This is a genomic window from Streptomyces sp. NPDC051320 (assembly GCF_040682175.1).
GTDB lineage: Bacteria > Actinomycetota > Actinomycetes > Streptomycetales > Streptomycetaceae > Streptomyces.
In genome coordinates this window covers 462230-485072 of the sequence record NZ_JBFBAL010000004.1, presented here as the reverse complement: position 1 = coordinate 485072, position 22843 = coordinate 462230, and the positions used below count along the sequence as shown (strand labels likewise).

Below are 22843 nucleotides of genomic sequence, written 5' to 3'. Positions count from 1 at the left end.
GTGTTCGGCGGCGCTACGCGATGTGTTCCGCGTCCAGTTCGGTGTTGTACCGGACCTGGAAACGGCTGATGTAGCCGCGCATCGAACTGTCGCTGAGGGTGTCTCCGTTGCGGCCCGTGACGCCGTACAAGTCCTTGAGGTACCGGCCGAACTGACGTGGTGTCGGGGACTCGTTGTTCTCGCTGATGTACTTGCGGAACGCCGTGAAGTACGCGTCCTCGCGGGTGACGTCCTCCGGCAGGCCGGTGCTCTCCGGCCCCACCACGTCGGCCACCTCCGCCGACAGACCCTCCGTACGGGGTCCGGGCACGGCACGGCCGAGGGGGCGAGTGCGGTGGGGGCCGGAGGGGACCATGACCTGGGGATGATCCGGGTCCTCGGGGGCGTCGGTGTCTTCCGCGGCCTCGGCGTACGGCTGCTGGTCGTACGCCTGTTGGTCGTACGGCTGTTGGTCGTAGCCCTGCGGGGGCTCGTACTGCTCCGGGTACTGCTGCTCGTACGTCACCTGGTCGTACGTCATCTCGTACGCCGGGTCGTACGTTCCCGCATACTCCTGGGACACCTGCTGCGGCGCGAACCACGGGCTCTCCTGCGCGGGAGAAGGCTCCTGCGGGGCCTGTTCCGGCGCGGGCTCGGGCTCCGGCTGTGCGGGCGCGACCACGGCGGACGTCTCGGCGGCGGGTACACGCGCTGCCTCCAGAGCGGGGGCCGACGGCAGCAGCACCGGCTCGACGCCGGCGGCGGCGAGGCCGGAGGGGCCCGTCTCGGCGAGCGGGACCCCGTACTTCGCGAGGCGAAGCGGCATCAGTGACTCGATCGGGGCCTTGCGCCGCCAGTTGCGGCCGAACCGCGCCTGCAGCCGGGCCCGGTAGATCAGCCGGTCCTGTTCGAGCTTGATGACCTCGTCGTAACTGCGCAGCTCCCACAGCTTCATCCGGCGCCACAGCCGGAACGTGGGAACCGGGGAGAGCAGCCACCGGGTGAGGCGGACGCCCTCCATGTGCTTGTCGGCGGTGATGTCGGCGATCCGGCCCACCGCGTGCCGCGCCGCCTCGACGCAGACGACGAACAGGACCGGGATCACGGCGTGCATACCGGTGCCGAGCGGGTCGGGCCACGCGGCCGCGCCGTTGAAGGCGATAGTCGCCGCCGTCAGCAGCCACGCCGTCTGCCGCAGCAGCGGGAACGGGATACGGATCCAGGTCAGCAGCAGGTCCAGTGCGAGCAGCACGCAGATGCCCGCGTCGATGCCGATCGGGAAGACCAGCGAGAACCGGCCGAAACCCTTCTCCTGGGCGAGCTCGCGCACGGCCGCGTAGGAGCCCGCGAAACCGATCCCCGCGATGATCACAGCGCCTGCGACCACGACGGCGACGAGTATCCGGTGCGTGCGTGTCAGCTGCATCGCGGCCACCCGCGTTCCCCTCCCCATTTCGACATCTGGCGGGCACAGCCTGGCACATGTGTGCGGACGGCGTTGCGCGGGTGGGTGCGAGGCGGCCCGGAGCTACTTGTTGGCGGCGGCCACCGCGGCCACCGCCTCCTTGCTCGCGGTCTGGGCCCCCTTCGTCATATCGCTGACGGACGGCGACTTCGAGCCCTCGTAGCCGGCACCGTTGTGGTTGACGACGACCACCACGTTCTCCGTGCGGATGATGACCAGGGCGTAGTTGAAGTCCGCGTCGGTCTTGCGCTGCTCATAGGTGACCGTGGTCGCCTCATTGCCGAGCCCGGTGGCGGGGGACGACTTCACGTTCTTGGCGCCGTCGGTGGCCTGCACATCGCTGACGGACTTCGTGTACTGCTGCTCGGCGCGCTTGGCGCCGCTGCCGAGCACCGCGTCCGAGTCGTAGCGGAGATAGGAGACGGAGAGCCAGCGGTACTGCGAACCCTTGGTGCCCTTGCTCTGCAGGCCGTTCCAGGAGCAGCCGGCGCGTGCCGACAGATCGCTCGACTTGTCCTCGGTGCCCGACTTGTCCTTCACCTTGGGGACCAGGTCCGCGATCGTCTTGGCCGAGATCGATTTGCACGCGTCCGGCAGTTTGGCGAACGCGGCCTTCTCGACCGTCGGTGACTTCGACGGGCTGGGCGTGCTCGAGGCGCTCGAGTCCTTCTTGCCGTTGGAGCCTGAGTCCGATGAGCAGCCGGCGACGACGAGCATCACGGGGACGGCTGCACAGGCGAGGAGGCGGGTGAGTCGCGGGGCTGATCGGTGCATGGTTCCTTCGCTCATGTGTCGTGCGGGCTGTGTCGTTCGGGGCTGTATCTGCGGTCAGGTGCCGGACCGGCACGCTTCGTGCGGTTCAGGTTCGGGGCGCCACGGTACGCCGGGGGCGGCGGGTGGTGTCTATTCGCCGATCTGTCCGGCGAGTTTGTGTGCCAGGGCCTGGGCCCGGACCTGGAGGTCCTTGCCGGCCGGCACCTCGGACGTACCGATGGGCTGCTCGCTGTACTCGACCGTGACGATGACGTTGGACTCGCGGAAGACCACCCGGACGGTGCGTTGCGGAGTCGCTGCGCCGGGTCCGGACGGGATGTCCTCGAGGTATGCGGCGCTGCCGAGGCCCTTCAGGATGCGTGACTGGAGGGCGGTGGAGGTCTGCGCGCCGCTGGAGCCGGCTGTGTCGGCGGATCCGTCGGACCCGGTCGCGTCGTCCGAGCCGTCCGAGGTGTTCGCCTCGTCGGTGGTGCCGGACGGGGAGCCGGAGGGCGATCCCGACGGCTTTCCGCTGGGCTTGCCGGTGGCGGGGTCCGGCAGGTCCGCTGCGGTCTCCCTGTCCGCGTACAGCGCCTTCGCCCGGTCGTCGTCGCTGACCGCGTTGTCGTAGCTGACCACCCGCTCCATGTCGACGTACAGACGGTGCGATGTGGTGGCGTCACCGCCCTTCCAGCGGCAGCCGACGCGGCGGTCGGTGTCGAAGGTCGGTTCGGGCGTGCCCGCGTACACCTTCTCCTGCTGTTCCTCGGGCAGGCCGGCCGCCCCGGGGAACATGTCCTTGAGCACGCCGCGATCGCTCGCGCCACAGGGCTCGGGCAGCGTCAGGTACTTCCCCGGCGCGGCAGCCGGCGTGGTCTCGCCGGGCTTGGAGTCGTCGGGGGAACTGTTGTCCCCGGAGCCCGAGGTGCAGCCCGCGACAAGCGCTGCGAACAGCATCAAGCTGGGTACGTACGCCCTACGCTGCACTGGTCCGAGGCTCCTTCGGGACGAAAAACGGATACCGCCCGATGGCGGTGGCCGGACACAATGTCTATCGCACGCACTGGTGTGCATGCCGGTCCGCTGTCGCTTTCGCGGACCTTGTCGCGGGTTTTCCTGCTTCTGAACTTTCGGGGGAAACGAGGAGTTATGTCGTATGTAGAGGTTCCGGGTGCGAAGGTACCCATCCGTATGTGGGCCGACCCCGCCACGGTCGAGGACGGCGCCATGCAGCAGCTGCGCAATGTCTCGACGCTGCCCTGGATCAAGGGGCTGGCCGTGATGCCCGACGTCCACTACGGCAAGGGAGCGACGGTCGGCTCGGTGATCGCCATGCACGGGGCGGTCTGCCCGGCTGCGGTCGGCGTGGACATCGGCTGCGGCATGTCGGCGGTGAAGACCTCACTGACGGCCAACGAGCTGCCGGGCGATCTGTCGCGGCTGCGCTCCAAGATCGAGCAGGCGATCCCGGTCGGCCGGGGGATGCACGACGATCCGGTGGACCCGGGTCGGCTGCACGGGTTCCCGACGGCTGGTTGGGACGGCTTCTGGGAGCGGTTCGACGGGGTCGCGGAAGCGGTCAAATTCCGTCAGGAGCGGGCAGTAAAGCAGATGGGTTCGCTCGGCTCGGGCAACCACTTTGTCGAGGTTTGTCTTGATGAGTCGGGTGTCGTCTGGCTGATGCTCCACTCCGGCTCCCGGAACATCGGCAAGGAACTGGCCGACCACCACATCGGCGTCGCACAGAAGCTGCCCCACAACCAGGGCCTGGTCGACCGTGACCTGGCGGTGTTCATCGCGGACACCCCTCAGATGGGGGCGTACCGGAACGATCTTTTCTGGGCGCAGGAGTACGCGAAGTACAACCGCTCGATCATGATGACCCTCTTCCAGGACGTGGTGCGCAAGGAGTTCAAGAAGGCCCGGGTGGCGTTCGAACCGGTCATCAGCTGCCACCACAACTATGTGTCGGAGGAGCGGTACGAGGGCATGGACCTGCTCGTCACCCGGAAGGGTGCGATCCGTGCGGGATCGGGTGAGTTCGGGATCATCCCGGGTTCCATGGGCACCGGGTCGTACATCGTGAAGGGGCTCGGCAACGAGAAGGCCTTCAACTCGGCCTCGCACGGTGCTGGCCGGAAGATGAGCCGGAACGCAGCCAAGCGGCGCTTCTCCACCCGGGACCTGGAGGAGCAGACGCAGGGAGTGGAGTGCCGGAAGGACTCCGGTGTCGTCGATGAGATTCCGGGTGCCTACAAGTCGATCGAGCAGGTCATCGACCGGCAGAGTGATCTGGTCGAGGTCGTGGCGAAGCTGAAGCAGGTCGTGTGTGTGAAGGGCTGAGGCCCCGGGGCGCAACAGGTGAACGGCGGCTCCGGGACCCAGTTCCCGGAGCCGAGCCGTGTCACATCTCCCGGTGCACCTTCGTGTTGGAGGCCTGGGCGCGGGGGCGGACCACCAGGAGGTCGATGTTGACGTGGCTGGGGCGGGTGACCGCCCAGGTGATGGTGTCCGCGACGTCGTCGGCGGTGAGCGGCTCGGCCACGCCTGCGTAGACCCGGGCGGCCTTCTCCTCGTCGCCGCCGAAGCGGGTGGTGGCGAACTCCTCGGTCTTGACCATCCCGGGAGCGATCTCGATCACCCGCACGGGCTGACCGACGATCTCCAGGCGGAGTGTCTCGGCGAGGACCCGGGCGCCGTTCTTCGCCGCCACGTAGCCGGCACCACCTTCGTACGTGGCGTGACCCGCCGTGGAGGAGAGGACGACCACGGTGCCGTCGCCGCCCGCGATCAGGGCGGGGAGCAGCGTCTGGGTGACGTTGAGGGTGCCGATGACATTGGTCTCGTACATCCGGCGCCACTGGTCGGGGTCGCCGGTGGCGACCGGGTCCGCGCCGAGTGCCCCACCGGCGTTGTTGACCAGCACGCCGATGGTGGGGAAGGCACTGGCGAAGGCTTCGACGGCAGACCGGTCGGTGACGTCCAGGGCGTAGGCGGTCGCCTGGTGGCCGGCCGCGTTGATCTCGGCTGCGAGCTCTTCCAGCCGTTCCTTGCGACGTGCGGTGAGGACGACGCGGTAACCGGCGGCCGCGAGCTGCCGGGCGGTGGCGGCGCCGATGCCGCTGCTCGCACCGGTGACGACGGCGATGCGGTTGGTGGCTGCGGGCGCGGCGGTCATAGGGGTGCTCCTCGGGCATACGGTCGATTCACTGACAGGATAGGCGGGTGGTGTGGCCGGCCCCGGGCCGCTGCGCTGCAAGCTGTCGGGCGGTCATCGGCCGCGCGGCGCGTACATGATGACTGCCATGCCGGCCAGACAGATCAGCGCTCCGGTGATGTCCCAGCGGTCAGGGCGGTAACCGTCGGCCACCATTCCCCACGCGATGGACCCGGCGACGAAAACACCTCCGTAGGCGGCGAGGATCCGGCCGAATTCCGCGTCGGGCTGGAGGGTGGCGACGAATCCGTAGATGCCCAGGGCAATGACGCCACCGCCGATCCAGACCCAGCCCCGATATTCCCGTACTCCCTGCCAGACGAGCCAGGCGCCGCCGATCTCGAAGAGGGCGGCGAGCACGAACAGGGCGGCGGAGCGGGCGATCTGCATGGCCGACAGGGTGGCACGCCGCCGCCGGTCAGTGGCCGAGCAGGGGCGCGAGGTCGTCCGCGGTGTGCTGCTTCTCGCTCGCCCAGGCGATGTAGCCGTCGGGGCGGACGAGAAGCGAGGTGCGCCGGGTGCCTGACCAGTGGGCGGATATGACGTGGGCCGGAAGCCCAGGTGTCCGGCCGGCCGGCGTCACCAGAATCGGGGAACCCTCACGCAGCAGGGTATGGAGGCGGCCTTCGGCGAGGTGCAGATCGGGGGCCCGCTTGCCGGTCAGGCGGTGGGCGCCGCGGGCCGCCGGGTACGAGATGCCGATGCCGGAGACCATCGCGATGGCTTTGGCGGAGGCGGGGCGGACCGTACTGAGCAGCCGTGCGCAGGCTGACCGCGCTGCGCGTTGGAGCGGGGTGTGTGCCATGGCGAGGCGGACCAGGGCGCCGCTGCTGCGGAGCACCGCTGCGCCGACCGGGTGTCGCTCGGACTCGTAGCTGTCGAGGAGGGAGACGGGGGCGTGTCCCCGCAGCACGGCGGCGAGCTTCCAGGAGAGGTTCGCGGCGTCCTGGATGCCGGTGTTCATCCCTTGGCCGCCGGCCGGCGAGTGGACATGGGCGGCGTCTCCGGCGAGGAAGACCCGGCCGGCCCGGTAGGAGGGCGCCTGGCGTTCGTCGCTGTGGAACCGGGAGATCCAACGGGCGTCGTGCATCCCGAGGTCGGTGCCGAGAGCCGCCCGGGTGATCTCGCGAACCTCGTCGAGATCGACCGGCGCGGTGTCGGGGACCTGGTGGTTGCGGTTCCACCCCATCACGCGGTACCAGCCGTCCCCGAAAGAGGCGATGACGCTGAAGGCTTCGCCATTGCCCCTGACGCTGAGGAGCGTCCCGGGTTCCTCGGTGAGGCGCACATCGGCGAGCACGATGGAGCGGATGACCGCGGTGCCGGGGAACGGCAGGCCGAGTGCCTCACGGACGGCGCTGCGGACTCCGTCCGTGCCGACCAGGTACCGGGCGCGGAGAGTGGTCGGTGTGCCGTCCCCGGCCCTGACCTCAGCGGTGACCGAGTCGGCGTCCTGATGGAGGCCGACGAGTTCCGTGCCGTAGCGGAAGTCCACGGACGCGGACCGGGCCCGGCGGTCCAGCAGGCCCTCGACTTCGTACTGAGGGGCGACCAGAAGGTACGGGAAGCGGGAACGCAGCCGGCCGAGGTCGAGAGCGAGTCGGCCGAACAGTTGAAGGCTGCGGATGACCTCGCCCTTCCCTGTCAGCTCGTCGGCGAGGCCACGGGCATCGAGCATTTCGAGGGTCCGGGCGTGGACGGCGAACGCGCGGGTCAGGTTGCTGGTCTCGTGCGGACGGCGCTCGACGAGCGTGACGCTCAGACCGGCAGCGGCGAGGTCGCCGGCGAGCAGGAGTCCGGTCGGGCCGGCGCCGACCACGAGGACGTCGGCGGTCGCGGGGCTGCTGCCGGGGCTGGGCTGGTCTGTCATGGCGGCCTCCTGCCGATGAGCCTGCCAACGGACGTTGGCAAACGCTTGTTGGCAAAGCTATAGCGCCCGGCCGAATGAAGTCAACACTTGTTGGCCAACGTCCGTTGGCATACAGTTGGCAACATGAACGACACGTCGGCTCCGGCCTCTCCCAGGCGCTCGTCCGAAGTAACCAAGGCGGCGATTCTCGAAGCCGCCCGTGAGCGTTTCGCCGCCGACGGCTACGAGCGCGCGACGATCCGGGCCATAGCGCGGGACGCCCGGATCGATCCGTCCATGGTGATGCGGTATTTCGGCAACAAGGAGGCGCTGTTCGCCGCGGCCTCGGACATCGATCTGCGGCTTCCCGGGCCGGCGGAGCTCATCGGTCTCGGCGAGAGCGGGCCGGGCGTGCTGAGCGAATTCGGCGCACTGCCCGGCCGTCACATCGGCGCCGTTCTGGCCTCGCACTTCGTCGACCGCTGGGAGCAGGACGACGTGCTCAGCGCTCTGCTGCGGGTGGGTGTCACCAATCCGGCGGGTGCCGAGCGGATGCGGAGCATCCTCAAGCAGCAGCTCGTCCCCATCGCCGAAGGCGTCTGCCCGGATCCCGCGCAGGCGCCGGCCCGGGCCGCGCTGGTCGCCGCCCAGATCCTGGGGATGGCGATGGCGCGGTACATCCTGCGCTTTCCGCCTGCCGTGGAAATGACCAGGGAGGAGCTGATCGCTTGGCTGGGGCCGACGATCCAGCGGTACCTGACCGCCGAGCAGCCCTGAGGTCCTGCCGCAGTGCCGCAGGCGCTCCCGGCAGTAGCCGGACAGGGCCGGGGCCTGCCTGCTCTCTACACTTTCTGCATGACGCAGAGGACGGATGGGCAGCGCGAGACGCGGGATGCTCTGATAGCCGAGATGGGGGTCACGGCTCGCAGATACATGGCGGCGTACGCCCTGTTCAACCAGGCCATGGCCGACCATCTGCAGCTGCATCCCACCGATCTGCAGTGTCTCAATCTGCTGGGGCTCGAACGCGATCCGGTCACCACCGGGCGGATCGCCGAGCTGACCGGACTGACGACAGGATCCGCGACCCGGCTCGTCGACCGTCTGGAGCGTGCGGGTTACGTCACGCGTCGGCGTGACTCCGGGGACCGGCGCAAGGTGCTGGTCGCGACCGTACCCGAGCGCATGACGCAGCTCGGCTCGGTCTGGAAACAGCTGAGCGGGGACTGGTTCGCCCTCTTCGACACCTGCGGCGACGAGGAGATCGCGCTGCTGTGCGCGCACATGCGACGGACGGTGGAGCTCAGTGCCGTAGAGATCAGTCGTCTGCGGAGCGGGGCACTGGACTGAAGTCGCGCAGCGCCGCAGCGACGATCGCATCCAGACGCTGGTGGTGTGCGCCCCGCCAGTACACCCGTTCGCAGGCCACGCACTGGGCGAAGACGTCGTGCGTCCGCTCGGTGCCGCCTTCGATGCGGTCGCGGACGCTGTCCTTGGTGGCGGGGACGAGGTCGCCGTTGCATGCGGTGCAGCGGGTCCATGGCGCGAGTTCGGGGGTGAACCTGCTCAGCACGTCGCGCAGTTGCTCGTCGGGCCGGTCGCTGTAGACGTAGGCCCCGGCCCACAGCTCGCGGCGCCGCAGCAGGCCCCGGTCGCGTGACAGCAGCACTCGCCGTTCGCGCGCCGAAATGGTGGCGAGCGCGGGATCGCCGATGTCCTCGCTGAAATACGCCGCGTCCACCCCCAGCAGCCGCAGTCGTCGTGCCAGCGTGCCGAGGTGGACGTCGAGCAGGAAGCGGAGCGGGGCGCCGGGCACGTGCTGGGGCCGCTCGACGGCGTACACCTCGATGGACTCGCCCGCACCGGGGATGTGGGAGGTCTCCACGGGGAGGCCGTCCACCACCAGTCGGCCGGCCTCGGTGAGCGGGACGCCGATCGACTCGATGACGTGGCCGAGGGTGGACCGGCCGTCGGTGATCACCGGCGTACGTCCCTGCCGGTGGCCCGACGGAACGAAGAGGCGCAGTTCCGGGGCGAAGTCGAGGTGGATCTCCGGTCCGTTCACACGGTCAGGATGTCATTGAGCGGAGGCGCTGAACCAGTCGTTTCCTGTCGTGGCGCACCCGGGCGGGTGCACCCGGGACCGGTGCGCGAGCGGCTTACGCGGGGGAGGGGCCCGACGGGGTGCGGAAGGCGTCGGCGTTCTCCGCCGCCCAGGTGTCGAAGGTACGAGCCGGATGTCCGGTGAGTACCTCGACGTTGCGGGTGATCGGCGTGGGTATGCCGTCGTTCGCCGCCCAGTAGCCCAGCAGGGCGTCCGCGAAAGCGGGGGACAGGTAATCGCTCACGGACTTCTTCCAGGCGTCGGGTGAGACGTGGTTGACGGGGATGGTCAGGCCGGTGGCGCGCTCCAGTGCTGCGATCTGCCCGGCGAAGGTCAGGGACCGCGGTCCCGTGAGGTGGTACGAGGTGCCGCGCAGCCCGGATTCGGTGAGTACCGCGAGGGCGGCGTCGGCGATGTCCCGTTCGTGGATCGGGTCGGTGTAACTGCCGGGGTACGGAAGGTCGATGGCGCCCCCGCCCTTCAACGCCCAGGACCATTGCAGCGCGTTGGCGGCGAAGGCTCCGGGCTGCAGGACGGTCGTCTCGATGGCGGTGACGCCCAGTGCCTGTTCGACGGCGAGGTGGGATGCGACGATCGGGCTGTCGGCGGACGCGGGGTCGAGTACCGAGCTGGAGGAGAGCAGCACGATGTGCTGAACGCCTGCCGACTCGGCCCGTTCGAGGAAGGCGCCGATCTGTGCGGGTTCGGCGTAGAGGAAGACCGAGTCGACCGTGTCCAGTGCGTCCGCGAAGGTGGCCGGGTCGCGGAGGTCGACCCGTACGGTCGTCACGCCGGTGGGCACGGCGAGTTCGTCGGGGCGGGCGGATGCGGCCCGGACGTCGGTTCCGTGGTCCCGCAGCAACTGAATGAGGGTGGAGCCGACCTTGCCGCGGCTTCCGGTGACGAGGGTGGTCATGAGGTTCCGTTTCTCGGCGAGTCATTACATCCGCGGCGAATAATCTGTGTGACGCAGGTAAATATTGGCGACCGCGGTCTGCTCGTCAAGCGGATTTCCGTGGAACGGCCTCGCCTTGCCCATCGGAGTACCCACTTGGGGTGGAGTCCCGGGGAACCGCGTGCCCTCGGGGGCTCCCGCGCGTTGCATGGGTCATGAACGTACGTCGAATCCTCACCACCGCTGCCGCCGCATCCGCCCTGCTCGCCGCCATTGCGCCGGCCGCTCAGGCCGCTCAGGCCAGTGACCTCGGGGGCAACCTCGGCAGTACCGCGAAGACCGCCTCGGTAGTCGGCGAACATGCCAAACCGGTGGCGGAGGGCGTCGTCGGGGACAAGGTCGGCGAGAAGGTACACGCCGTCAAGGACGCCGCCAGGGCCGGGAGCGACCTGCTGACGGCCGGTAACGAACTCATGCACTGACGGGGGCGGCGGGGGCAGAGCGCCTACCGGCCGGATCGAGCTCCACGCGCCAGTCGTTGCAGCGCAGCGGTGTGCCCGGTGGGTACTCGAAGTCGCACTCTCCCATGAGCGTGAAACCGGCCTTCCGGCACACCGCGTTCGACGACGGATTACCGACGGACGGATAGGCGTGCAGATAGCGGTGCTTCCGCTCCTGACCGGCCCACTGGATCACCGCCGCGATCGCGGCGGAGGCTATGCCCCGTCCCTGGTGGGCGGTGAGCACGCCCCACCCCGACTCGTACACCCGCTGTCCCTGCCAGTCCCGCTCCCAGTACCCGATGGTCCCCACGGCTTCCCCCTCGGACAGCACGATCCGGAACATCGTGCCCGCGCCGCCGGTGCCGGCGCTCATGGCGACGTACCGCTCGTGTCTGACGAGCAGCTGCTCCTCGGTTTCGGGGCCGCCCAGGTGGCGCATCAGCTCCGGCGCGTTCATCCGTCGGAGCAGGTCGAGATCGCTCTCCGACCACGGCTCGATACGCACGTCCTGTCCCATGTCACCGACTGTAGGCGCAGGGTCGGACAATCGGCCCGGGTCGCTGGTCAGCGCGGTGCGGCTTCGGCAGACTCCGGCACGGTTCGGCAACCTCCGGCTCGGTTCAGCAGGGGTTGTTCAGCAGGGTTCAGCGGATGGCGTACGCCGTCGGCGGGACGCCGATGGTGGCGGTGAAGTCACGGGTGAGATGTGCCTGGTCGCTGTATCCGAGCTCTTCGGCGAGCCCGGCCCAGTCGATCGCCTTCGCGGTCTCCGCACGCTCCAGCGCCTCATGGATGCGGTAGCGGAGAATGACCCACTTCGGGCTGACGCCGACGTGGGCGGCGAAAAGCCGCTGCAGCGAGCGTGCCGAAACGCCTTCCTGGGCTGCCAGTTCCTCGACGCGCCGGATCGTGCGGTCGCTGCGGACCCGGTCCACCATGTCCATCGCACGTGCCGCCTGCGGGTCGGGCTCCGGGCCGAGGAGGCGCAGAAAGGCGTCCAGCGCGCGCACCCGGTCGTCCTCGTCGGGGGGACCCAGCACCTCCTTCGGCGTGGCGGAGACGGTGCCTGCCGGGAAGACGTCCTCCAACGGCAGCCGGCGCCCCGTCCAGTCGGACACCGGCCGGTCGGGGGCGAAGGGACGGAAGCCGCCGGGCCGGAACTGGATTCCGCAGACCCTGCCCTGTCCTTCCAGCCGCTGGGTGAAGAGATCCGGTCCGATGCCGGCGACCTCACCGAAGGCCGGGGAATCACCGAATTTCTCGAAGACCACGTTCACGGACGGGTGCGGCACCACTTGGGAGGTGTACGGCTCGCTCAGGTCCCAGTCGATGAGCCAGTAGTGCTCCACATACGGATGGAACGCGGGCGCCGGCTCACGGCGGCGGAATCGGACGCGGGCAAAGAGCTCGGGAGCGTCGACGATGCCCCGGGTGTCGCGGCGCGGACCAGGCATGGGGCGATCGTATGTCGCGTTTCTTCAAGACGCGGACGGTCGTGCTCCGTAGCGTGAATTCATGAGCGAAGCCAGGAACGAAACCAGGAGAGAAGCCATGAATGCAGCAGCGCGGGCGAACGGAGCGCGGACCGGTGAGCCGCGCCCCATCAGCGAACTGCTCGAAGCGGCCGCGGCACGGGCGGTACCCATCGTCCGGGCGATCGACGACACGCAGCTCGCGAACCCCACACCGTGTGCGGAGTACGACGTGCGGAAGCTGCTCAATCACCTGATCCAGGTGGTGATCAACTTCCAGGCACTGGCCGCCCGGCAGGACGTCGCATTCGATGACGGCGCCGATTACCTGGGCGGCGACTGGCGCACGGAGTTCGGCGAGGAGACGCGGAGGCTGATCGACGCCTGGGCCGCCCCCGGCGCCGAGGAGGGCACCACCGGCTCGATGGGACTGCCCGCCAGGACGGTGGGGCACATGGTCCTCGGCGACCTGACCGTGCACGCCTGGGACTTGGCGCGGGCGACCGGGCAGGAGTACACGGCACCCGAAGCGGTACTGGACGAGACCCGCCCGGCATTCACGCAGATGGCGCCGATGGCCCGCAAGGCAGGGGTCTTCGGCGAGCCGGTTCCGGTGCCCGACGACGCCTCCGACCTGGAGAAGCTGCTCGCCGCCACCGGACGCGACCCGCACTGGGCCCGATAGCGGGCAGGTCCGTCGGCCTGGGGCCCGGCTAGGGCCACACCAGGCAGTACGCCTGGTGCCCCGCATCGTGCAGCCGATGGCTGAAGTCCTGCCACTCGTGCAGCAGCTGGTACGCGTTGAACGCGTCCCGCGGCCCTCCGCGGTCCGGGACCGTCGACCAGATGAAGGCCGCCGCGCCCACCGATTCCTCGCCGACGCCGCGGAGCGGGTCCACGACCGTCATGGGGAGCTTGACCACCGCGTAATCGGGGTGCAGCACGACCAGTTCGAGTGGCGGGACCTTGCCCAGCGGTATGCCCTGGATACCGGTGAGGACCATGGCGGCCATCGTCTCCGGCTTTATCTTCGTGAACATGCCACCCATGCCGAGCTCGTCACCGCCGAGCTCCTCCGGGCGCATGGTGATGGGCACGCGCGCGGCCGTAGCTCCGTCGGGCGCGCCGAAATACTTGTAGGTCACGCCCACAAGTCCACCGCTGCCACTGCTTCTGTTCCCTGTTTGCGCCCGCGCCTCAGCCTCTCGTCGGTGTTTGCCCCTTCGGGCAGGCTCGGGACCCAGGTCGTCGGTCCCCTCGCCCAGTCCGCCACCGCGATGCATATCTCCACCCGACCACTCGCGGCCCCCGCCGCGCAACCCGATCATCGTGTCAGAGACCTCCCCCACGGATGTGCGGTGAAACACCTGTCCGCAATACCGTCTGCGCCTCTGACACCATGGCTTGTGTGAGCTATCCGTACGAATATGAAGCCCCAGTTTCGCAGACGCTCTTCGACCGTGCGTCCCTTGTGACACCCGGCGGGGTGAACTCGCCGGTCCGCGCCTTCCGGGCGGTGGGCGGTACGCCCCGTTTCATGGTGTCTGGTTCCGGCCCCTATCTGACCGACGCCGACGGACGTGAGTACGTCGACCTGGTGTGCTCCTGGGGACCGATGATTCTCGGCCACTCCCATCCCGAGGTGATCGCGGCGGTGCAGGCCGCGGTCGCGCGCGGTACGTCCTTCGGTACGCCGGGTGAGGGCGAGGTCGCACTGGCCGAGGAGATCGTCTCCCGGGTGGAGCCGGTCGAGCAGGTGCGCCTGGTGTCCTCGGGCACCGAGGCGACCATGTCGGCGATCCGGCTGGCCCGTGGTTTCACCGGCCGCGCAAAGGTCGTGAAGTTCGCCGGCTGCTACCACGGTCATGTGGACGCCCTGCTGGCCGCCGCCGGTTCCGGGGTGGCGACCTTCGGGCTCCCCGACACGCCCGGTGTGACGGGCGCCCAGGCCGGCGACACCATCGTGCTGCCCTACAACGATCTCGAAGCGGTGCGCCAGGCCTTCCTGGCCAACCCGGGCGAGATCGCCTGCGTGATCACCGAAGCCTCGCCGGGCAACATGGGCGTGGTGCCCCCGGGCGAGGGCTTCAACGCCGGGCTCAAGGAACTCTGCGCCGCGCACGGCGCGCTGTACATCTCCGACGAGGTGATGACCGGGTTCCGTACTTCGAAGGCCGGCTGGTACGGCGTCGACGGGGTCCGCCCCGACCTGATGACCTTCGGCAAGGTCATGGGTGGCGGGTTCCCGGCTGCCGCGTTCGGCGGCCGCGCGGACGTGATGGCGCATCTGGCCCCGGCAGGCCCGGTCTACCAGGCGGGCACACTCTCCGGTAACCCGGTCGCCACCGCCGCCGGGCTCGCGCAGCTGAGGCTGCTCGACGACACCGCGTACGACAAGGTCAACGCCGTCTCCCAGGAGATCCAGGGGCTCGTCTCCGCCGCGCTGAGCAAGGAGGGCGTGGCGCACCGGATCCAGACGGCGAGCAGCATGTTCTCGGTCTTCTTCAGCGACCGTGACGTCCGTGACTACGAGGACGCCAAGGCGCAGGACGCCTTCCGGTTCACCCCGTTCTTCCACTCGATGCTGGCGCAGGGTGTCTACCTGCCGCCGTCGGCCTTCGAGTCCTGGTTCGTTTCCACCACGCACGACGAGCGGGCGGTCGAGCGCATCGCCGCCGCACTCCCCGCCGCCGCCCGAGCAGCCGCCGAGGTGTCCGCATGAACGACAGCAACACCAGCACCACCGGAAGCAACAGAGGCAACGCCGACGGCGAGGAGATCACCGTCGTCCATCTGATGCGCCACGGTGAGGTGCACAACCCGGACGGCCTGCTGTACGGGCGCAAGCCGGGTTACCACCTGTCGGAGCTGGGCCGGAAGATGGCCGACCGGGTGGCCGAGCACCTCGCGAGCCGCGACATCACCCATGTCGTCGCTTCCCCGCTGGAGCGCGCTCAGGAGACCGCCGCCCCGGTCGCCACGTCGCACGGCCTGGACATCGCCACCGACGAGCGTCTGATCGAGGCGGCGAACATCTTCGAGGGGAAGACCTTCGGGGTCGGCGACGGCGCCCTGAGCAAGCCGGCCAACTGGAAGCACCTCACCAATCCGTTCCGCCCGTCCTGGGGCGAGCCGTACATCGATCAGGTCGTACGGATGATGGCCGCCCTGAGCGCCGCACGCGACGCGGCCCGTGGGCACGAGGCAGTCTGTGTCAGCCATCAGCTGCCCATCTGGACCGTGCGGAGCTATGTCGAGCGGCGGCGGCTCTGGCACGACCCGCGTAAGCGGCAGTGCACGCTCGCCTCGCTGACCAGCTTTACGTATCAGGGTGACCGCATTGTTTCGGTCGGTTACTCGGAACCGGCGAGGGACCTGGTGCCGTCCCATCTTCTGCCGGGGGCAAAGCCGTCCAAAGGGAAAGCCAAATCCTTCGGTGCCTAGGGTGAAATTTTGTGGCGGTTAGCGGGCAACCATCACATTAATACCATCATCTGACTAGTTGTTCGCTTGTATGGGCGGTAGTCGATGGATGGTGGTGGCGCTATGCACAACATGAGCCGGAGGGGTTTGCTGGGACTGGGGGTAGGAGCCGCGGCCGCGGCCGGACTGGCCGCCTGCGGCTCAGGGTCCGGTGGCTCGGGCCCCGCCCACCGGGCGAAGGACAAGGGCAACCTCGGGGCGGGCGCCGGCCCCGACAAGTCCACGCCGGTCCGGCTCATTGGCGACGGGTCCACCGCCGACACCGGACCGCAGCCGCACCAGCCGGCCAAGCCGGTACGGCTGGAGCCGGGTGAGACCCCTCCGCAGTTCGTGATCTTCTCCTGGGACGGTGCGGGCGAGGTCGGCAACGGACTCTTCCCCCGGTTCCTGCAGCTCGCCAAGGAGCACAACGCGGGAATGACCTTCTTCCTCTCCGGCCTCTACCTGCTGCCCGAGTCGAAGAAGGCGCTCTACCACCCGCCGAACAACCGCGTCGGCGCCTCGGCCATCGGATACCTCAGCGACGAGCACATCAAGGCGACGATGAAGTACACCCGGCAGGCCTGGCTCGACGGCCACGAGATCGGGACCCACTTCAACGGGCACTTCTGCGGCACCACATCCGGATCGGTCGCGCACTGGACCCCCGCGGACTGGCAGAGCGAGATCGACCAGGCGGTTTCCTTCATCACCGAATGGCGCACCAACACCGGCTGGCACGACGAGGACCCGCTGCCCTTCGACTACCGCCAGGAACTCGCGGGCAGCCGCACCCCTTGTCTGCTCGGCCAGGACAATCTGCTGCCGACCGCGAGGAAGCTCGGCTGGCGGTACGACGCGAGCTCACCCGGCGGGCGGCAGGTCTGGCCGGTCAAGCGCGGCGGACTGTGGGACCTGCCGCTCCAGCAGATCCCCTTCCCCGGGCACAAGTTCGAAGTCCTCTCCATGGACTACAACATGCTGGCCAACCAGTCGAAGAATTCGACCAAAGGCATGACCTCGCATTACGCCCAATGGCGTCAGCAGGCGGCGGCCTCGTATTTCGCCGGGTTCCAGCGGGCCTACGAATCCAACCGCGCGCCGATGTACATCGGAAACCACTTCGAGGAATGGAACGGCGGAATCTACATGGATGCCGTCGAAGAAGCGCTGAAGAAGATCGCCGGGCACCCCGATGTGAGGCTGGTCTCATTCAAGCAGTTCTGCGACTGGCTCGACGTCCAGGATCCGGCGATGCTCGACAAGTTGCGCGCGCTCGATGTCGGCGAGAGCCCCGCCGGCGGTTGGAACGGTTTCCTTAAGGCCGCTTGACAACGGGCGTTCCGGGCAGAGAGGGGGGTGGCCAAAATCTGCGGACCGGCCATGCGAAACTTTTCACATGGCTCTTCCCCGCCCCCTCCGCTCCAGCACCCGGCTCAGCCGCACCGTCCAGCTGGGCGCCGCTGCCGCCGCCTGCGCGGTCGCCCTGTCGGCCTGCGGGTCCGGGACCAAGGTGAGCAGTTCGAAGGACGCCCACTATGTGACGAGCAGCAGTGGGATCGTCACGGCGGCGAAGACCGGTCGACAGGATGCTCCCGATCTGTCCGGCACCACCGTCGACGGCAAAAAGCTCGACGTCGGGGCCACCGACAAGGGCAAGATCGTGGTGGTCAATGTCTGGGGCTCCTGGTGCCCGCCCTGCCGCGATGAAACCTCCCACCTGGTGAAGGTCGCCAAGCAGCTCAAAGCCAAGGGCGTGGAATTCGTTGGCATCAACACCCGGGACACCACAGGGAACGCCAAGGCTTTCGAGACCGGCCACGACATGCCGTACCCGAGCCTTTTCGACCCGTCCGGAAAGCTCATCCTGCGCTTCCCCAAGGGCAGCCTGAGTCCTCAGTCCATTCCTTCCACGGTCGTCATCGACCGCGCGGGGAAGATCGCAGCGCGGAAGTCCGGCGCGGTCGACGAGGAGACGCTGCACAAGATGATCGACCCGTTGATCGCGGAGAAGTGATCCCGTGCTCGCATTCGCTGCCGAGGCGGCCGGCTCCGGCATAGAGGGAACAGTGAGGAACGGGGCGCTGCTGCTGGCGTTGCCGCTTGCGGTGCTGGCCGGGCTCGTCTCGTTCTTCTCGCCGTGCGTCCTGCCGCTGGTCCCCGGCTATCTGAGTTACGTCACCGGGGTCAGCGGTTCGGACCTGGCACAGGCACGACGCGGTCGGCTGGCCGTGGGCGCCACGCTCTTCGTGCTCGGATTCACCGCCGTCTTCGTCTCCGGTGGTGCCCTCTTCGGGTACTTCGGCAATACGCTCCAGGAGTACCGGTCCACCATCAGCAAGGTGCTCGGCGTCCTGATGATCCTGCTCGGGGTGTTCTTCATGGGGCTGATGCCCTGGCTGACCCAGCGGGAGTTCCGGCTGCACAAGCGGCCGGTGACCGGGCTGATCGGCGCTCCGCTGCTCGGTGCGCTCTTCGGTATCGGCTGGACACCCTGCCTGGGACCGACCCTCGCTTCGGTGAACGCTCTCGCCTTCGAGCAGGCGACGGCCGGCCGCGGGGCCATACTGACCGTCGCGTACTGCCTCGGCCTCGGGGTGCCGTTCGTGCTCGCGGCGGTGGCGTTCCGTAAGGCGCTCGGTGCCTTCGGCTGGGTCAAGAAGCACTACGCCTGGGTGATGCGGATCGGCGGGATCATGATGATCGGGACCGGAGTTCTGCTGGTGACCGGCGCCTGGGACCACATCATCCAGCTGATGCAGGGCTGGTCACACGGCTTCACGGTGGGGATCTGAATGAGCAAGACCGAAGCGACGGCCGCCGCCGACGCAGCCGCCGCCAACGAAGCCGCGGAGACCGAGGCCGATCTCGGAGCCGCCGGCTCCCAGCTGTCCACCGCGCCCAAGGAGGAGTCGGCGGCCGTCCTCCCCGCCATGGGTGTGATCGGCTGGATCCGCTGGTTCTGGCGCCAGCTGACCTCGATGCGCATCGCGCTGCTGCTGCTCCTGCTGCTGTCGCTCGGCGCCATCCCCGGCTCGCTGATCCCGCAGACCAGCAAGGACCAGGTCAAGGTCGACGAGTTCAAGGCCGCGCACCATGTGATCGCGCCGATCTACGAGAAGCTGGGCATGTTCCATGTCTTCAGCTCGGTGTGGTTCTCCGCGATCTACATCCTGCTTTTCATCTCCCTCATCGGCTGCATCGTGCCGCGCACCTGGCAGTTCGTCGGCCAGCTGCGCGGCCGCCCGCCGGCCGCGCCCAAGCGGCTGACCCGGCTGCCCGCGTACACCACCTGGCGTACCGACGCCGAACCGGAGGCCGTACGCGAGGCCGCACTGGCGATGCTGAAGAAGCGCCGCTTCCGGGCGCATCCCGAAGGTGACGCGGTCGCATCCGAGAAGGGCTTCCTGCGCGAGACCGGAAACCTGCTCTTCCACATCGCGCTGATCGTGCTGCTGGTCTCCTTCGCCGGCGGGCAGCTGTGGAAGTCCGACGGCGGCAAGCTGATCGTCGACGGCGACGGTTTCTCCAACACGCTCACCCAGTACGACGACTTCACCCCCGGCACGCTCTTCAACTCCGACGACCTGGCCCCGTTCAGCTTCACCCTGGACAAGTTCGTCGGGACGTACGAGCACAACGGGCCCAACCGCGGTACGCCGCGCAAGTACGAAGCACAGGTGACGTACTCCGAGGGCCCCGACGGCAAGGAGAAGAAGGCCGTCATCAAGGTCAACGAGCCGCTCGAGGTCGACGGTTCGAAGGTCTATCTGATCTCGCACGGCTACGCCCCCATCGTCTCCGTCAAGGACGGGCGCGGCAAGGAGGTCTACCGTGACGCGGTGCCGATGCTGCCGATCGACTCCAATGCGACGTCGACCGGGGCGATCAAGGTCATGGACGGCTACCGGGACGCCAAGGGCAAGAAGGAGCAGCTCGGTTTCAACGCGCTGTTCGTCCCGACCTTCGCCGGTAAGGGCAAGGGCACGATGTTCTCGACCTACCCGGGGCTGGACTTCCCGGTGATGGCCGTGTCCGGTCTGCACGGCGACCTCGGGGTCGACTCCGGGCTGCCGCAGAGCGTGTACCAGCTCGACACCAAGCACATGACCCAGTTCACGACCGGCTCCGGCAAGAAGCTCGCGAAGCTGCTGCTGCCCGGCGAGACGATGAAGCTGCCGGACGGCGCGGGCTCCATCCGGTTCGTGGGTGTCAAGCAGTGGGCCAGCTTCCAGATCTCGCACCAGCCGGGCAACGGCTTCGCGCTGGCCGGCGCACTGACGGCCATCGCGGGTCTCGCCGGATCGCTCTTCATCCAGCGCCGTCGCGTCTGGGTCAGGGCCGTACGGGGAGAGGACGGCGTCACCGTCGTCGAGATGGCCGGCCTCGGACGGAGCGAGTCCGCGAAGCTCCCCGAGGAGCTGGCCGACCTGGCCGCAACGCTCCATTCAGTGGCGCCGTCGGCGCCGGATTCCGCAGCAACCGCAGAAACTGCCGAAGGGGCCGAGAAGTGAATCTCGCCGCCGGAACCAATGAGAACCTGGCGCACATCAGCAATGTGCTCGTCTATTCGTCGATGGCCGTCTACACGCTGGCCTTCTTCGCGCACATCGCGGAGTGGACCTTCGGCGGGCGCAGCAAGGTCGGCCGCACAGCGGCCGCGCTGACGACCACGTCCGCCGCGGCGACCGCACCGGTCGTCCAGGTCAAGAAGCAGGGCGGAGGCACCGACGTACTCGACCGGCCGAAGATCGTCACCCGGTCGGCGGTCGGCTCGCGTGACGTGCCGGACGGTCCGGGCGCGGCCGGCGGTACCGAGAAGGGCGACCTGTACGGGCGGATGGCGATCTCGCTGACCGTCCTGGGCTTCCTGGTCGAGGCCGGCGGTGTGGTCGCCCGTGCCGCATCGGTACAGCGGGCCCCCTGGGGCAACATGTACGAGTTCTCGCTGACCTTCTCCACGGTCGTGGTCGCCGCGTACCTCGTCCTGCTGGTGCTGAAGAAGAACATCCGCTGGCTGGGGCTCGCCCTGGTCACCACGGTCCTGCTGGACCTCGGTCTCGCCACCACGGTGCTCTACACCAAGAGCGACCAGCTGGTCCCGGCCCTGCACTCGTACTGGCTGTGGATCCACGTCTCCACGGCGATCATCTGCGGCGCGATGTTCTACATGGGCGCGGTCGGCACGCTGCTCTATCTTCTGCGGGACAACTACGAGGCCAAGCTGGCCAGTGGCGAGCAGCCCGGCGCGTTCGCCGAGTCGGTGCTCTCCCGGCTGCCTTCGGCGGCCTCGCTCGACAAGTTCTCGTACCGGATCAACGCCGCGGTCTTCCCGCTCTGGACGTTCACCATCATCGCGGGTGCGATCTGGGCGGGCGAGGCGTGGGGCAGTTACTGGGGCTGGGACCCCAAGGAGACCTGGTCGTTCATCACCTGGGTCGTGTACGCCTGCTACCTGCACGCCCGGGCGACTGCCGGCTGGAAGGGCCGGAAGGCCGCTTACCTGGCGCTGTTCGCCTTCGGCTGCTGGATCTGGAACTACTACGGCGTCAACATCTTCATCACCGGCAAGCACTCCTACGCCGGGGTCTGAACCGGCCTGCACCGGCCCGCCGTCTCACGGAAGAGGCCGGTTTCCCGACACGCCTCGGGAAACCGGCCCTTTCCGGTGCGGAACCGGGCCCGCCGGGCCAGGCTGATGACATGACCAAGGCGATCGCGCACGGCACGAGTTCCAGCCATGGGGACACCCGGGTCCTGCGGTTCGCCCTGTATCTGCCGTACGGGGCGCGGCAGGTGTGGGGCGCGGTGGCCACCCCGGTGGGGCTTCCCGGCTGGCTCGCGGCGGCGGACGTCTTCGAGTCACGGCTCGGCGGCCGGGTCACCCTGCGCTGGCTCCAGGAGTCCACGGTCGCGGCAGGCACCGTCACCGCCTGGGACGTGGAGCACGTCGCCGAGTACACGCTCTCCGTGTACGGCCGCATCCGCTTCCACCTGGAGTCGGTCGGGCGCCGGGCGAGCGTGCTGCGCTTCACCAACGAGTTCACCGGGCCCGACGGGCTGCGCCTGGACCGGCTGGCCGGCTGGCACCAGCACTTCGAGTTCCTGCACGACGCGCTCGCGGGCCGGCCCAAGGACTGGTCGGCGCAGGATCCGGAGCACTGGCGGAGGCTGCGCGACGGCTACCGGTCGGTGTGCGCCGAGCACGACTGACCGGGCTCCCCGTCCGGCGGGCCCTCAGTCGACGCCGATGTCCTCGTTCCACAGCTCGGGGTTCCGGGCGACGAAACCGCGCATCAGGTCCGCACACTCCGCGTCCTCCAGCAGCACGATCCGCACCCCGTGCCCGGCCAGCCACTCGTGCCCGCCGCGGAACGTCGCCGCCTCGCCGATGACCACCCGGGAGATCCCGAACTGCCGCACCAGACCGCTGCAGTACCAGCAGGGCGACAGGGTGGTGACCATGGTGGTGCCCCGGTACGACCGCTGCCGGCCGGCCGCGCGGAACGCCGCGGTCTCCGCGTGCACCTTGGGGTCTCCCCTGCTCGAGCGAAGCCGAGAGCTTGGGGAAGGTCGTCGTCCTGGACGCGCCGGTTGCGGCCGCGGCCGAGCAGCTCGCCCGCCGCCCCGTACAGCGCGGCGCCGATCGGGATGCCACCCTCCGCGAGTCCGGCGCGTGCCTCGGCGACCGCCGCGGCCAGCCACCGCTCGGCGAGGGCGCGGTCGAGGGGGCGGTCGGGGGCGCGGTCCATCAGACCTCGTCCTCGCTCTCGCGGCGCCGCAGCTCGTCCTCGCGGCGCCGCAGGTCCGCCTCCCAGTCCTTCAGCATGGACTCGTCCTTCTTGGCCTCTTCCTTGAGCGACCTGAGGAACTCGGGATTGTCGTCCGGTGCGGTCCAGGTCGTCCGCTGGTTGCGGTGCCACTCGGAGGGCGTCGATCCGGCCCCCGGACCGCGCCGGTTCCGGCCGGCCACCAGCCAGGCGATCGGACCCACGAGCACTTCGCCGAAGAGCAGGATGATGATGACCCACACCACCTTGGGAAGACCGCGGACTTCTTCCTCGGGGGTGTTGAGGCAGTCGATGAACGCGTAGATCCACAGCGCCAGGACCAGCAGAAACGGCAGATACCTGAGCATGATCGA

25 protein-coding genes and 1 pseudogene are annotated in these 22843 nt (G+C 68.8%); 13 read left to right on the top strand and 13 right to left on the bottom strand.

Annotated features, from left to right (window positions below; genetic code table 11):
- Positions 1-13: 13 nt before the first annotated feature.
- From AB0M87_RS12650 to AB0M87_RS12640, 3 genes are all read right to left on the bottom strand, one after another.
- The gene (locus AB0M87_RS12650; protein WP_365851924.1) at positions 14-1414 is read right to left on the bottom strand and encodes a DUF2637 domain-containing protein; all 1401 of its coding nucleotides are present in this window, start codon (positions 1412-1414) and stop codon (positions 14-16) included.
- Between the two features lie 93 nt (positions 1415-1507).
- Positions 1508-2218, bottom strand: coding sequence for a DUF3558 family protein (locus AB0M87_RS12645; RefSeq protein ID WP_365851923.1), 711 nt, complete (start codon positions 2216-2218; stop codon positions 1508-1510).
- A 129-nt stretch (positions 2219-2347) separates the two neighbouring features.
- On the bottom strand, positions 2348-3184 hold the full coding sequence (locus AB0M87_RS12640; RefSeq protein WP_365851922.1) for a DUF3558 domain-containing protein: 837 nt from the start codon (positions 3182-3184) through the stop codon (positions 2348-2350).
- A 162-nt stretch (positions 3185-3346) separates the two neighbouring features.
- On the opposite strand from AB0M87_RS12640, the gene AB0M87_RS12635 reads away from it, so the two are divergent.
- Entirely contained in the window at positions 3347-4540 is a 1194-nt protein-coding gene (locus AB0M87_RS12635; protein WP_365851921.1) for an RtcB family protein, read from the top strand.
- Positions 4541-4601: 61 nt separating this feature from the next.
- On the opposite strand, the gene AB0M87_RS12630 is transcribed toward AB0M87_RS12635, so the two are convergent.
- From AB0M87_RS12630 to AB0M87_RS12620, 3 genes are all read right to left on the bottom strand, one after another.
- Positions 4602-5375: an SDR family NAD(P)-dependent oxidoreductase gene (locus tag AB0M87_RS12630; protein WP_365851920.1), complete on the bottom strand. Its 774-nt coding sequence runs from the start codon at positions 5373-5375 to the stop codon at positions 4602-4604.
- 93 nt (positions 5376-5468) lie between these two features.
- A complete protein-coding gene (locus tag AB0M87_RS12625) occupies positions 5469-5804 on the bottom strand; it encodes a YnfA family protein (RefSeq protein ID WP_365851919.1) in 336 nt (111 codons plus the stop codon).
- Positions 5805-5832: 28 nt separating this feature from the next.
- Positions 5833-7284 (bottom strand): FAD-dependent monooxygenase, encoded by a 1452-nt coding sequence (locus AB0M87_RS12620; protein ID WP_365851918.1) that lies wholly within the window; start codon positions 7282-7284, stop codon positions 5833-5835.
- A 123-nt stretch (positions 7285-7407) separates the two neighbouring features.
- Here AB0M87_RS12620 and AB0M87_RS12615 point away from each other — a divergent pair, with 123 nt between their 5' ends.
- On the top strand, positions 7408-8040 hold the full coding sequence (locus AB0M87_RS12615; RefSeq protein ID WP_365851917.1) for a TetR family transcriptional regulator: 633 nt from the start codon (positions 7408-7410) through the stop codon (positions 8038-8040).
- A 78-nt stretch (positions 8041-8118) separates the two neighbouring features.
- The gene (locus AB0M87_RS12610) at positions 8119-8613 is read left to right on the top strand and encodes a MarR family transcriptional regulator (protein WP_365851916.1); all 495 of its coding nucleotides are present in this window, start codon (positions 8119-8121) and stop codon (positions 8611-8613) included.
- Here the strand turns inward: AB0M87_RS12610 and AB0M87_RS12605 are convergent.
- Both AB0M87_RS12605 and AB0M87_RS12600 read right to left on the bottom strand, forming a co-directional pair.
- On the bottom strand, positions 8582-9328 hold the full coding sequence (locus AB0M87_RS12605; protein WP_365851915.1) for a Mut7-C RNAse domain-containing protein: 747 nt from the start codon (positions 9326-9328) through the stop codon (positions 8582-8584). The two genes, AB0M87_RS12610 and AB0M87_RS12605, sit on opposite strands and share 32 nt — an antisense overlap.
- A 94-nt stretch (positions 9329-9422) precedes the next feature.
- A complete protein-coding gene (locus AB0M87_RS12600) occupies positions 9423-10283 on the bottom strand; it encodes an NAD(P)H-binding protein (RefSeq protein ID WP_365851914.1) in 861 nt (286 codons plus the stop codon).
- A gap of 194 nt (positions 10284-10477) precedes the next feature.
- On the opposite strand from AB0M87_RS12600, the gene AB0M87_RS12595 reads away from it, so the two are divergent.
- Entirely contained in the window at positions 10478-10744 is a 267-nt protein-coding gene (locus AB0M87_RS12595) for a hypothetical protein (RefSeq protein WP_365851913.1), read from the top strand.
- Here the strand turns inward: AB0M87_RS12595 and AB0M87_RS12590 are convergent.
- A complete protein-coding gene (locus tag AB0M87_RS12590; protein ID WP_365851912.1) occupies positions 10734-11282 on the bottom strand; it encodes a GNAT family N-acetyltransferase in 549 nt (182 codons plus the stop codon). The genes AB0M87_RS12595 and AB0M87_RS12590 overlap by 11 nt on opposite strands.
- 127 nt (positions 11283-11409) lie before the next feature.
- Positions 11410-12219, bottom strand: a complete 810-nt coding sequence (locus tag AB0M87_RS12585) for a helix-turn-helix transcriptional regulator (protein ID WP_365851911.1) — start codon at positions 12217-12219, stop codon at positions 11410-11412.
- A 97-nt stretch (positions 12220-12316) separates the two neighbouring features.
- Here AB0M87_RS12585 and AB0M87_RS12580 point away from each other — a divergent pair, with 97 nt between their 5' ends.
- Positions 12317-12922 carry a TIGR03086 family metal-binding protein gene (locus tag AB0M87_RS12580; protein WP_365851910.1) on the top strand — a complete coding sequence of 202 codons (606 nt, stop codon included), beginning with the start codon at positions 12317-12319 and terminating at the stop codon, positions 12920-12922.
- Between the two features lie 28 nt (positions 12923-12950).
- Here AB0M87_RS12580 and AB0M87_RS12575 read toward each other — a convergent pair whose 3' ends face one another.
- Positions 12951-13520 (bottom strand): hypothetical protein, encoded by a 570-nt coding sequence (locus tag AB0M87_RS12575; RefSeq protein WP_365851968.1) that lies wholly within the window; start codon positions 13518-13520, stop codon positions 12951-12953.
- Between the two features lie 116 nt (positions 13521-13636).
- On the opposite strand from AB0M87_RS12575, the gene hemL reads away from it, so the two are divergent.
- The 8 genes from hemL to AB0M87_RS12535 all read left to right on the top strand — a co-directional run bounded on the left by hemL (position 13637) and on the right by AB0M87_RS12535 (position 21912).
- Positions 13637-14959, top strand: coding sequence for a glutamate-1-semialdehyde 2,1-aminomutase (gene hemL / locus AB0M87_RS12570; protein WP_365851909.1), 1323 nt, complete (start codon positions 13637-13639; stop codon positions 14957-14959).
- Positions 14956-15681 carry a histidine phosphatase family protein gene (locus AB0M87_RS12565; RefSeq protein ID WP_365851908.1) on the top strand — a complete coding sequence of 242 codons (726 nt, stop codon included), beginning with the start codon at positions 14956-14958 and terminating at the stop codon, positions 15679-15681. Before hemL ends, AB0M87_RS12565 begins: the two co-directional genes overlap by 4 nt.
- 102 nt (positions 15682-15783) lie before the next feature.
- Positions 15784-17031, top strand: a complete 1248-nt coding sequence (locus tag AB0M87_RS12560) for a hypothetical protein (RefSeq protein ID WP_365851907.1) — start codon at positions 15784-15786, stop codon at positions 17029-17031.
- Positions 17032-17098: 67 nt separating this feature from the next.
- The gene (locus AB0M87_RS12555) at positions 17099-17716 is read left to right on the top strand and encodes a TlpA disulfide reductase family protein (protein ID WP_365851906.1); all 618 of its coding nucleotides are present in this window, start codon (positions 17099-17101) and stop codon (positions 17714-17716) included.
- A gap of 4 nt (positions 17717-17720) precedes the next feature.
- Complete coding sequence (locus tag AB0M87_RS12550; RefSeq protein WP_365851905.1) at positions 17721-18494, top strand: cytochrome c biogenesis protein CcdA; 774 nt, start codon at positions 17721-17723, stop codon at positions 18492-18494.
- The gene (locus AB0M87_RS12545; RefSeq protein ID WP_365851904.1) at positions 18495-20213 is read left to right on the top strand and encodes a cytochrome c biogenesis protein ResB; all 1719 of its coding nucleotides are present in this window, start codon (positions 18495-18497) and stop codon (positions 20211-20213) included.
- Positions 20210-21292 carry a c-type cytochrome biogenesis protein CcsB gene (gene ccsB / locus AB0M87_RS12540; protein WP_365851903.1) on the top strand — a complete coding sequence of 361 codons (1083 nt, stop codon included), beginning with the start codon at positions 20210-20212 and terminating at the stop codon, positions 21290-21292. Before AB0M87_RS12545 ends, ccsB begins: the two co-directional genes overlap by 4 nt.
- Before the next feature lie 110 nt (positions 21293-21402).
- Positions 21403-21912, top strand: a complete 510-nt coding sequence (locus AB0M87_RS12535) for a hypothetical protein (protein WP_365851902.1) — start codon at positions 21403-21405, stop codon at positions 21910-21912.
- 24 nt (positions 21913-21936) lie between these two features.
- On the opposite strand, the pseudogene AB0M87_RS12530 reads toward AB0M87_RS12535, so the two are convergent.
- A pseudogene (locus AB0M87_RS12530) lies at positions 21937-22451 on the bottom strand (nucleoside deaminase).
- A complete protein-coding gene (locus tag AB0M87_RS12525; RefSeq protein ID WP_365851901.1) occupies positions 22451-22837 on the bottom strand; it encodes a PLD nuclease N-terminal domain-containing protein in 387 nt (128 codons plus the stop codon). The pseudogene AB0M87_RS12530 and the gene AB0M87_RS12525 overlap by 1 nt, the downstream one beginning before the upstream one ends.
- Between the last annotated feature and the right edge of the window lie 6 nt (positions 22838-22843).